The organism is Pseudarthrobacter sp. NPDC058362, from assembly GCF_042723515.1.
GTDB lineage: Bacteria > Actinomycetota > Actinomycetes > Actinomycetales > Micrococcaceae > Arthrobacter.
Map to the genome: position 1 here is coordinate 25,035 of NZ_JBHXIW010000003.1, position 11,181 is coordinate 36,215.

Sequence of the window (11,181 nt, forward strand, 5' to 3'; positions counted from 1 at the left end):
AAAAGCAGAGGAATCGACAAATGGAACTGCTGCCAACCATCTGGTTCGTCGCCATCGCGGTGCTGTGGACGGGGTATCTCTTCCTGGAGGGCTTCGACCTGGGCGTGGGAATGCTGATGAAGGTCTTCGCCCGCAACGATACTGAACGGCGCGTCCTGCTGAACACTATCGGCCCGGTGTGGGACGGCAACGAAGTGTGGCTGCTGACGGCCGGCGGCGCCACCTTTGCGGCCTTTCCGCTGTGGTATGCCTCGCTCTTCTCCGCCCTCTACCTTCCGCTGCTGGTGGTCCTGGTTGCCCTGATCTTCCGCGCGGTGGCCTTCGAATACCGCGGCAAAGTGGACACCGACCGGTGGCGTGCCACCTGGGACTGGGCCATCGGGCTGGGCTCCTTCTTCGCAGCCTTCGGCGTGGGTGCCGCCCTGGCGCTGACCACCACCGGACTGCCCCTGAACGCCAACGGCGACCGCGTGGGCGGCCCGCTGTCCTGGTTCAGCGGCTATGCCTTGCTGGGCGGACTGGCCGTGGCGGGTTTCTCCCTGCTGCATGCGCTCGCCTTCATCGCCCTGAAGACCGACGGCGGTATCCGCCACCGGGCCAGGCGCTGGTTTGTGCGGCTGCTTCCGCTGCTCCTGCTGCCGATCGCTGCGTGGGCGCTGGCCATCCAGTGGGAGGCCGGCAAGCCCTGGACCTGGGCGGCCGTGCTCCTGGCAGTGGCCGCCGCTGCCGCTGCCTGGCTGCTGGCGCGGTCCGGCGCGGAAGGCAGGGCTTTCCTTGCGCTGGGCGCCTTCCTGGTGCTGGGGACCACTGCCATCTTCGGAGCCGTGTTCCCTGTGGTGCTGCCCTCCACCATCGACGCGGCGTTCGACCTCACGGTCACCAACGCCTCCTCCTCGGACTACACCCTGGGCCTGATGAGCATCGTGGCCGCGGTGGGGCTGCCGCTGGTGATCGCCTACCAGGCCTGGACATACTGGGTGTTCCGGCGCCGGGTCAGTGCAGCCTCCATCCCCGAAGCGCACAGCTTCCTGCCCGCGGTGGCCGCCAGGGCCCTGACCACGAAGGGCTGACGTGCGCCCCGAGTTCCCGTCCGGCCCGTCAACCCGCGCCGCACTCTACCTGCTGGGCCTCCTGGCCGCCCTCAAGGCCCTGTCCCTGGTGCTGATCGGCAGCGCGCTCGCAGCCGCGCTGGCCGGCCTCTCCGCCGGGGACCCCGCCTGGGGTGAGGGCATGGCGGCGGGCGCTGCCGGCGTCGTCCTCCGCTCCATGACCGTGTGGGGGCAGGCTGTGGCCGCACGGAGGGCGGCGCTGGGGGTCAAGGAGGAACTGCGCGCGCAGCTGCTGGAGCGGGCGCTGCGGAACGGCGTTCGCGCGGAGGGGCCGGCTGACGGTGGCCTGGCCGTGCTGGCCACCCGGGGTCTGGATGCCCTCGACAGCTACTACACCCAGTTCCTGCCCGCCCTGGTGAACTGCGCGGTGGTGCCGCTGCTCCTCGGCGTCCGGATCCTGTTCGCGGACTGGCTCAGCACGGTGGTGGTGATGCTGACCGTGCCGCTGGTGCCGCTGTTCATGGTGCTGATCGGCCGGTATACGGAGGACCGCGTCCGCGAAGCCCAGGGGGCGCTGGCCAGGCTGTCCGCGCACATGCTGGAGCTGGCCAGGGGCCTGCCGGTGCTCGTTGGCCTGGGCCGGGCCACTGCCCAGCGCAAGGCCCTGGAGGAGATCTCCGAGGAATACCGCTCACGCACGACGGGAACACTGCGCACCGCATTCCTGTCCGCGCTGGCGCTGGAACTCATCGCCACCATCTCCGTGGCCGTGGTTGCCGTGTTCATCGGTGTACGGCTGGTGCACGGCGACATGCCGCTGGAGGCAGGACTGCTGGCTTTGATCCTGGCGCCGGACTGCTACCTCCCGCTGCGGGAGCTCGGCACGGCCCACCACGCGAGCGACGACGGAAGGGTTGCGCTCGCCGAAACCAACGCCGTGCTGGACGCGCCGGAGCCCGCACCCCTTCCCGTATCCCGGGCCGCCGCAGCAGCGATCCACGGGGCAGCGAACGACGGCGGTGCCTCCGCCGGGGCGGTCGGCGTCAGGGGGCTTACGGTCACGTACGGGGGTAGGGCCGCGGTCGGCCCGCTGTCCTTCGTGGCGCCGGCAGGCAGGATCACCGCCCTGGCAGGCCCCAGCGGCGCCGGCAAGAGCACCGTCCTGGGTGTCCTGGCAGGCACCGTGGGCCAGGGGGCAGGCACCACCGTCACCGGCGCCCTCACCGGCCTGGACAGGAGCATGGTGGCCTGGGTGCCGCAGCACCCTGCGGCGGTAGCGGATACGGTCCTCGGCGAGGTCGAGCTGTACTGTCAAGGCCCTGTTGCCGCTCCGGCTGCAGCGACAACTCCGGACGCGCCGGCGCTCCCGGGCGCCGGAGCCGCCCGGGAATGCCTGGAACTGGCCGCGGCCGGACACCTGGCAGCGAGGCACCCCGCCGAACTCAGCCCCGGCGAGCTGCGCCGCGTTGCCCTGGCGCGCGGCCTTGCCCGGGTGGCGGCCGGAGCCACCGTCCTGCTGCTCGATGAACCCACAGCCCACCTGGACGAGGCCTCCGCCATCGCCGTCGAAGAGGCAGTCGCGCGGCTGCGTGGCCGGGTCACCGTGATCCTGGTGGCGCACGAGGACCGCACCCGCGCGCTCGCCGACCACATCGTCCAGATCGCGCCGGACGCACCCGCGACCACTGCGGTTCCGGGTGCCGCAGCCGGGGCCGGAACGCACGCAGGACTACCCCGACCCGTTGCCGCGGAAGCTGCGACGGCGGATGGCACGGCGCAGACCGCCAGCCGCCGCGGACCGGACACGCCCGGCGTTGCCGTTCCATCCGCTCCGCTGCGCCTGCTGGCCGGCCTCGTGGCGCCGGTCCGCGGCAGGTTCCTGGCCGCCGCGGTGATTGGGACCCTGGCCGCGGTGTTCGCCGTCGCACTGTCCGGGCTGTCCGGCTGGCTGATCATCCGGGCCAGCGAACAGCCGCCCATCCTGTATCTGCTGACCGCCATCGTCGGTGTCCGCTTCTTCGGCATCGGCCGGGCGGTGCTGCGTTACTGGGAACGGCTCCTGCTCCACGACGCCGTTTTCGCCGCCCTGACCCGGCTGCGCGGACGGCTCTGGGAATCGCTGAGCCGGAAGGCGCTCGCCGTGCGGCGCCTGCTCCAGGGCGGGAACGTCCTGGGAACAGTCATCGACGATGTCGACACCGTGCGCGACCTGCTGCCTCGCGTCGTCCTGCCGCCGGTCACAGCCGTCGCGGTGACTGTCCTGGCCGTGGCCGCCACGGGCCTCCTCGTCCCTGCCGCGTTGCCCGCCGTCGTGGCCGCAGGAGGCGCAAGCCTGCTGCTGGCCCCGGCACTTGCCCTGTGGGCGGACCGCGCGTCGGCCTCCGCCGAGCAGGCGCTGCGCCGGGACGTCCTGGGCCGTGTTGCGTCGGCACTTGATGCCCGGGCAGACCTGCACGTCAATGGTGTGGCTCTCCGGGTGCTGGCCGGCCTGCTGCGCCGCGACCGCCTCGCTACGGCAGCGTCCCGGCGTTCCGCCTGGGCGGACGGGCTGGGCCATGCCGCAGCCACGGCAGCCTGCGGCACTGCGGCCTTCGCCGCTGCCGGGCTTGCGGCGCCGGGTGTTCTTGCCGGAGTGACCGCACCGGCCACCGCGGCCGTGGTGGTCCTGCTCCTGCCGGCGCTTGTGGAACCCTACGCGGCGATGACGACGGCGGTACGCCAAATGCCGGCGCTCAGCACCGTCCTGCGCCGGATAGGGGAGTCCGGAGTGCTGGGAAGTCCGGCCGGCGGCAGAACGGACGAAGCGGGCGGTGATGGATCGGCCGGTGACGGCCGCGTCCCGGTACCTGCACGCCCTGGCGGGCAGGCCGGCGTCGAACTTTTGGGCCTTGCCGCTGCGTGGCCGGGAGGACCGGACGTCTTCTCCGGGCTGGACGCCGCAGGGAAACCTGGACGGTGGCTGGCCGTGACCGGGCCGTCCGGCTCCGGAAAGTCCACGCTGCTGTCCGTGCTGCTGGGATTCCTGCCGGCCGCCGCCGGCGCGGTGCGGGCCACGGGCCGGGTGGCGTGGTGCCCGCAGGAAGCGCACCTGTTCGACTCGACCATCCGGGGAAACCTGCTGTTGGGACGTCCGCAGGGCGGCAGCGAGCCTGCGGAAACGGACATGCGCCAGGCCCTTGCCGCCGTCGGACTCACTCCGCTGGTGGACCGGCTGCCGGCCGGGCTGGACACGCGGATCGGTCCCGGCGGGGCCTTCCTCAGCGGCGGGGAACGCCAGCGACTGGCCGTGGCCCGCACCCTCATGACGGGAGCCGCGGTGATCCTGCTCGATGAGCCCACAGGGCACCTGGACAACGAATCCGCGGCCGCCATGCTGGCTGACCTGAGATCAGGCCTGCGGGACCGGACCGTGGTCCTGGTAACCCATCATGCGGCGGATATCAGGCCGGAGGACGCCCGGCTGGTCCTGGGTCCCGGCGCCGGCAACACCGCGGCCGGAACCACGGATGCCGGGAGCCCGCGTGTCCGGGCCGGGGCGGGGGCTGCTGCGGGGTAGTCAGCCGTCTACGTCGTGGAGGTGGTGGACCACATCGTGCAGGAAATATTGGGCGAGCGTCAGCACGGTGAACTCCGAACCGTTGCTGCGCAGCCCCTTCCGGCCCCAGTCCTGCTCCCGGACGCCGGCGAAGGACTCCGCCACCTGCCTGCCCTCCGCCGTCAGCTGGGCGCTGACCACCGCGGGGTCGGCGCCGGCATAGTCCTGGTCAATGGCCGTCTGGTCCTGGTCCCAGTTCTCGAACTGTGCGTCGTCCTGGTCAAGCATCAGGTTCAGCCGCTGGTCGAACAGGCCGAAGACATCCCGCGCGTGGCACGCGTATTCCAGCGGGGACCAGGTGTGGTCATCAGGCCGCTCCACGGCGTCCGGCCGGCGCAGGACCGCGCGCCACCGCGGCAGCATGTTTTCGATCACGCCAGGCACCGTCGCCGGTGTGGCCGTGGCGGAATCGAACGAGCACTCCGGGCAGGGGCGCGTCAGGACCCAGGTCCAGTCCTTGTCATCAGGAACGATAGGCATGCCAGCAGTCTAGGCCTGATCGGGCCACGCCATGGCGGGACCCACCGCATCCACCGCCTGCGAGAGCGGTACGCCCGAGCCGTCACGCCGGCCGTGCTCCTGGGGCAGCGAGCGGGCCACCCCGGCGGCGGAGGAAGCCTTGGCAGGACCGTGGCCGGCCCAGGCCAGCAGCAGGGTGTCCTCACCCTTCAGGAACCGGTGCGCGCGGACACCGGAGGTGGCGCGGCCCTTGGCAGGGTACTCCGAGAACGCGGTCACCTTGGCGGTTCCCGGGGCTGTGCCGGGCAGGGCACCCACGGTACCGGCGATGGTGACCACGACGGCGGCCTCGTCCTTGGGCGCTACGACGCCGAAGGAGATGACGCGGTCGTCAGCGGCGAGTTTAATGCCGGCCATGCCGCCGGCGGTGCGGCCCTGCGGGCGGACGGCAGCGGCCGGAAACTTCAGCAGCTGCGCCTGAACGGTGACGAACACGAGGTCCGCGTCGTCTGCCCCGGCCGGAGCCACGCCCACCACAAAATCCTTGTCCTTCAGGGAGATGATCTCCCAGTCCTCGCGGTTGAGCGGATAGTCCGGCTGGACGCGCTTCACCACGCCCTGGGCCGTCCCGATGGCCAGCACCTCGTCCAGTGGAACGAACGCCACCAGCGACTCGCCCTTGAGCAGCGTCAGGAACTCCTTGGCGGGGACGCCCCCGGCGAGGTTGGGCAGGCCCGCCACCGGCGGCAGCACCGGCATGTCCATGACCTGCAGCCGCAGCATCCGGCCCAGTGAGGTGACCGCCGCGATTTCGCCGCGCGCCGTCGTCTTCACTACGGAGTTGTACACATCATGCTTGCCCCGGGGACCGGCCTCGGCCAGCGGTTCCTGGTTGCTGGTGCGGGCCACCTGGCCCGAGGCGGTCAGGATGGCCCAGCAGGGATCATCGGCGATTTCCAGCGCAAGCGGGGCGGCCTTGCCCTTCCTGGAGCCGGCCACCTCGGCGGCAACCGTGGGGGAGACCGCCTCGGACTCCAGCAGCACGGTGCGCCGGGGCGTGCCGTGCGCTTCGGCGATGGCCGCAAGCTCGTCGGACACCAGTGCCCGCAGCCGCTCATCGGAGCCGAGGATGGCCTCCAGCTCCGCGATCTCGCGGCGGAGTTCGTCCTGTTCCTTCTCCAGCTCGATCCGGGAATACTTGGTCAGCTGCCGGAGCCGCAGCTCCAGGATGTAGTTGGCCTGGACTTCGGACAGGTCGTAGATGGACATCAGCCGTTCACGCGCGGCGGCGGCCTCGTCCGAGGAACGGATGATCTGGATGACCTCGTCGATGTCCACGATGGCGATGAGGAGGCCTTCCACCAGGTGCAGGCGGTCCTTCTTCTTCCCCAGCCGGAAGACGGTGCGGCGGCGGACCACGTCAATGCGGTGGTTGACGTAGACGGTGAGCAGCTGGACCAGTCCCAGGGTCTGCGGCTGGCCGTCCACCAGGGTGACGTTGTTGATGCCGAAGGAGTCCTCCATCGGCGAGTAGCGGTACAGCTGCTGGAGCACAGCGTTGGGGTTGAAGCCGTTCTTGAGTTCGATGACCAGCCGCAGGCCGTGCTTCCGGTCCGTCAGGTCCACGATGTCGCTGATGCCGGTCAGCTTCTTGGCGTTGACGGCGTCCTTGATCTTCTCGATCACCTTCTCCGGGCCCACCATGTAGGGGAGTTCCGTGACTACGAGACCGGTCCGCCGCGCTGAAAGCTGCTCGATTTCCACCTTGGCGCGGGTCTTGAAGGAGCCGCGTCCCGTGGCGTAGGCGTCGCGGATGCCGTCCAGACCGACAATCCGGCCGCCGCTGGGCAGGTCCGGCCCCGGCACGAAGCGCATGACGTCATCCAGCGTGGCGTCCGGGTGGGCGATCAGGTGCCGGGCGGCGTTGATTACTTCCACCAGGTTGTGGGGGGCCATGTTGGTGGCCATGCCGACGGCGATGCCCGTCGCGCCGTTGACCAGCAGGTTGGGGAACGCCGCGGGAAGGACGTCCGGCTGGGTGAGCTGGTTGTCGTAGTTGGGGACAAAGTCCACCACGTCTTCATCGAGATGGTCGGTCAGCGTCAGCGCAGCCGCCGCCAATCGTGCCTCGGTATACCGCGGAGCTGCCGGGCCGTCGTCGAGCGATCCAAAGTTGCCGTGTCCATCGATCAGCGGCAGCCGGAGCGAGAAGTCCTGCGCCATGCGCACCATGGCGTCATAGATGGCAGTGTCGCCGTGCGGGTGCAGCTTGCCCATCACCTCGCCCACCACGCGGGCGCTCTTGACATGGCCGCGGTCCGGGCGCAGGCCCATGTCGCTCATCATGTACAGGATCCGCCGCTGCACCGGCTTCAGCCCGTCCCTGGCATCAGGCAGCGCCCGGGAATAGATCACCGAGTACGCGTACTCCAGGAAGGAGCCTTCCATTTCGGAAGTGACATCGATGTCCACGATGTTCTCCGTGTAAGGCGTGCTGTCCACGGGAGGAGCTGAAGATTGGCGGCGTGCCATGGGGCTGGTAAATCCTTCTTGGGGGTACTGTGCAGGCCACGGGTGCGCTGCGGGAGTTTTTGGCTAGGCTAAGCCTATGGTGGATCGGCCCGGGGACGGCGAATATCCGGAACATTGGGAGGCCGATGTCGTCCTGCGTGACGGCGGAACGGCCCACCTGCGGCCCATCCACCCCTCTGATGCGGACGCCGTCCAGGCATTCCACACCGGCCAGTCGCAGAACTCAATCTACATGCGCTTCTTCGCCTTCAAGGCCCGGCTGTCCAGTAAGGAGCTCAAGCGCTTCACGGAGGTGGACTACAGGGACCGGGTGGCATTCGTCATCACCATCGGCGGCGCCATCATCGGGATCGGGCGCTACGACCGACTGGACGATCCGACTGAGGCCGAAGTGGCCTTCAATATCGCCGACGCCCACCAGGGACGGGGCATCGGGTCCATCCTGCTGGAGCACCTGGCTGCGGCGGCGCATGAAAACGGAATCCGCAGGTTCAGCGCGGAGGTGCTGCCGGAAAACCGCAAGATGCTGATGGTCTTTGCCGATGCCGGCTACGACGTCAAACGCCACTTTGACGACGGCGTCGTCAGCCTGGAGTTCAACATCGACCCCACCGAGAAATCCCGGGCGGTCATGGAGGCACGCGAGCACCGCGCCGAGGCGAGGAGCGTGCGGGACCTGCTGACGCCGTCGTCCGTTGCCGTGATTGGCGCCAGCCGCAAATGGGGAACGGTGGGCTACCAGTTGCTGGAGCACATCATCGAGGGGCACTTCCCGGGCCCCATCTATGCCATCAACCCCGAAGCCCTGGAACTGGCCGGCATGCTCTCCTTCGGGAAGCTGGCCGAGGTTCCCGAGCCGGTCCAGCTGGCCGTGATCGCCGTGCCGTATGAGGAAGTTGCCGGGGTGGTGGCCGAGTGCGCAGCTGCCGGCGTGAAGGGGCTGGTGATCGCGTCCGCGGGTTTCGGCGAGGACGGCGAACGAGGCCTGGCGCGGCAGCGTGATTTGGTACGGCAGGCACGGGCCAGCGGCATGCGGGTGATCGGTCCGGCGTCGCTGGGCATTGTGAACACCCATCCCGATGTGTCACTGAACGCCTCCATGGCCCCTGCACTGCCCGCCCGCGGGGGACTGGGGCTGTTCAGCCAGTCCGCCGCCATTGGGGTCTCACTCTACGCGGCGTCCAGCCGGCGGCGGCTGGGGCTGTCCACGTTCCTGTCCGCGGGCAACCGCGCGGACGTCTCCGGCAATGACATGATGCAGTACTGGGAGGACGACGCCGATACCTCCGCCGTGGGACTCTATCTGGAGTCGATCGGGAACCCGCGCAAATTCTCCCGGCTGGCCCGGCGACTGGCGCGCACCAAGCCGGTCATCGTGGCCAAGTCCGACGCCATGGGCCTGCGGCTGCCTCCCGGGCACGCAGTGCGCACCACGCAGGCGCCTGCCGGGGCCCTGGACGCCATGCTCCGGCAGTCCGGCGTGATCCGGGTGGAAACCATTGAACAACTGGTGGACGTGGCGCAGGTGGTCTCCGGGCAACCGCTGCCGGCGGGCCCCGGCCTGGCGCTCTTCAGCAACTCAGACGCACTGGGCAAGGTCGTGGCGGACAGCGCTGCCGCGCACGGCCTTAACGTGTCCCGCCTGGTCACCGGCATCGACCTTGACGCCGGACAGTCCGTGGCGCTGCCGGCACTGCGCTCCGCCCTCACCGAGGCGCTTTCGGATCCGGCCGTGCATGCCGTGGTGGCCGCGCTGCTGCCGGCCCGTGGACTCACTGTGGACAGCATCGCCGGAGTCCTGGCCGAGTGTTCAGCAGCCGCCGGCAAGCCCGTGCTGGCGGCGTTCACCGGCATCCTCGACCCCTCCGTCTACGTTGAAGGCATGGTGGGCCCGGCCGGCACTGCCGTTCCCTGCTTCTCCAACCCCGGCGCCGCCGTGGCGGCACTGGCGGCCGTGGTGCGGTACGCAGAATGGTCCGCCCGCGACCACGGACACTTCGTGGAACCGGCCGGCTGCGATCCCGCCGCGGCATGGGAGGAACTGCAGGTGCTGCTGCGGGACGTCAAGGGCGAGCAGCTCATGCAGCTGGACCACGCGGCAGCTGCCTCCCTGCTGGGCCACTACGGCATCACCGTGCTGCCTTCCGCGGGCTTCACCAACCCTGACGAGGCGGTGGAAGCCGCCAACGCGCTCGGCTGGCCGGTAGCGCTCAAGACCACCGAGCCGGCACTCCGGCACCGGCTGGACCTGGGCGGGGTCCGCCTGGACATCCAGGACGCCGGCTCGCTGCGGCAGAACGTGGTGCAAATGCGCCGCGCCCTGGCGTCCTACGGCGACGCGGCCCTGGAAGTCCAAAGCATGGCGCCGGTGGGGCAGGCCTGCACCTTCAGGGCCATCGAGGATCCGCTGCTGGGACCGGTAATTTCCTTCGGGCTCGCCGGGGACGCAGTCAACCTCCTGGACGACTGGGCGCACCGGGTTCCGCCACTTTCCGCCGCGGACGTCCATGACTTTGTTCGGGCGCCCCGGGCCGCACGGAAGCTGTTCGGCTACCAGGGGCTGCCCGCCGTGGACATCGCGGCGCTGGAGGACCTGGCCGGCCGGCTGGCCTGGCTCAAGGACAACCACCCGGAAGTCGCACTGGTGGAGTTCAATCCCGTGCTGTGCGGCACCACGGGCGCGACCATCCTGGCGGCAGACGTCCGCATTGGCAACGCCGCCCAGCGCACGGACAGCGCCAGACGGGCCATGCTCGGCTGAAGCGGTTAGCAAGTGCCCGGCCGATCTGTGAAAATGGGGGAATGAGCTCCCAGCCTCCAGCATCGGCGCCGCAAACGCCCGGCCACGAAAACCAGGCAGTCCGCCACCACAGCTCACACAGCCACACGGACCAGGGCCAAAGCCTGGACGGTGCGCTGCAGAAGGCAGGCTTCTACCCGCGGCTGGTCGCCGACGTCGTGGATGACGCGCTGGACGGCCGCGACTGCCTAGCGCACCTGGTCCACCTGGAAACCCACTTCGACCGGGCCGAGGTGCGCCGCCACATCACCGTACTGGTCCTCACCGCGGACATGCTGGTGATCACCCATGTGGACGACCAGCAGCTCGACGATGCCGGCGAGCAGATCGTCGCCCAGATTTCCACCGAATCGGTGCCGGTGGCGCAGATCCGTTCCGTGGTGCTGAGCTACATGTACGCCCAGCCGCAGGACTACAAGCCGTCTGATCCCGTGCGGGAGATGACGCTCTCCATCGCCTGGTCCGGCGGGCAGCGGCTGGACATGGGACCCGCCACGTGCGGGGACCCCCAGTGCGAGGCCGACCACGGCTACAGCGGAACAATCACCCAGGAGGACATCGTCCTGCGGATCAGCGCCGAAGCGGACGGCCTGCAGGCTGTCCAGGATGCCAAGCTGTTCGCCCGAGCCCTCCGTGCCGTCAATACGGGTTCCGCCGCACCGGCGCCGCGGCCGCAGTCCCTGCCGCCGCGGCCCCGGGCCGGGGTCTTCGGCAACCGCCTCAGCCGCGGGCACCAGCAGCGCTGA

General features: G+C 69.9%; 6 protein-coding genes. 4 read left to right on the forward strand and 2 right to left on the reverse strand.

From position 1 onward, the window contains the following. Positions 1 to 20: 20 nt before the first annotated feature. Both cydB and cydD read left to right on the forward strand, forming a co-directional pair. Positions 21 to 1,070 (forward strand): cytochrome d ubiquinol oxidase subunit II, encoded by a 1,050-nt coding sequence (gene cydB / locus ACFWIX_RS07700; RefSeq protein WP_377215540.1) that lies wholly within the window; start codon positions 21 to 23, stop codon positions 1,068 to 1,070. A 1-nt stretch (position 1,071) separates the two neighbouring features. After that, on the forward strand, positions 1,072 to 4,605 hold the full coding sequence (cydD, locus tag ACFWIX_RS07705; protein WP_377215541.1) for a thiol reductant ABC exporter subunit CydD: 3,534 nt from the start codon (positions 1,072 to 1,074) through the stop codon (positions 4,603 to 4,605). Here cydD and ACFWIX_RS07710 read toward each other — a convergent pair whose 3' ends face one another. Beyond that, positions 4,606 to 5,124, reverse strand: a complete 519-nt coding sequence (locus tag ACFWIX_RS07710; protein ID WP_377215542.1) for a DinB family protein — start codon at positions 5,122 to 5,124, stop codon at positions 4,606 to 4,608. Between the two features lie 9 nt (positions 5,125 to 5,133). Beyond that, on the reverse strand, positions 5,134 to 7,635 hold the full coding sequence (locus ACFWIX_RS07715) for a DNA topoisomerase (ATP-hydrolyzing) subunit A (protein WP_377215543.1): 2,502 nt from the start codon (positions 7,633 to 7,635) through the stop codon (positions 5,134 to 5,136). A gap of 76 nt (positions 7,636 to 7,711) precedes the next feature. Between ACFWIX_RS07715 and ACFWIX_RS07720 the strand changes: the two genes are divergently transcribed. Next, positions 7,712 to 10,396, forward strand: a complete 2,685-nt coding sequence (locus ACFWIX_RS07720) for a GNAT family N-acetyltransferase (protein WP_377215544.1) — start codon at positions 7,712 to 7,714, stop codon at positions 10,394 to 10,396. Between the two features lie 41 nt (positions 10,397 to 10,437). Next, positions 10,438 to 11,181, forward strand: coding sequence for a DUF5998 family protein (locus tag ACFWIX_RS07725; protein WP_377215545.1), 744 nt, complete (start codon positions 10,438 to 10,440; stop codon positions 11,179 to 11,181).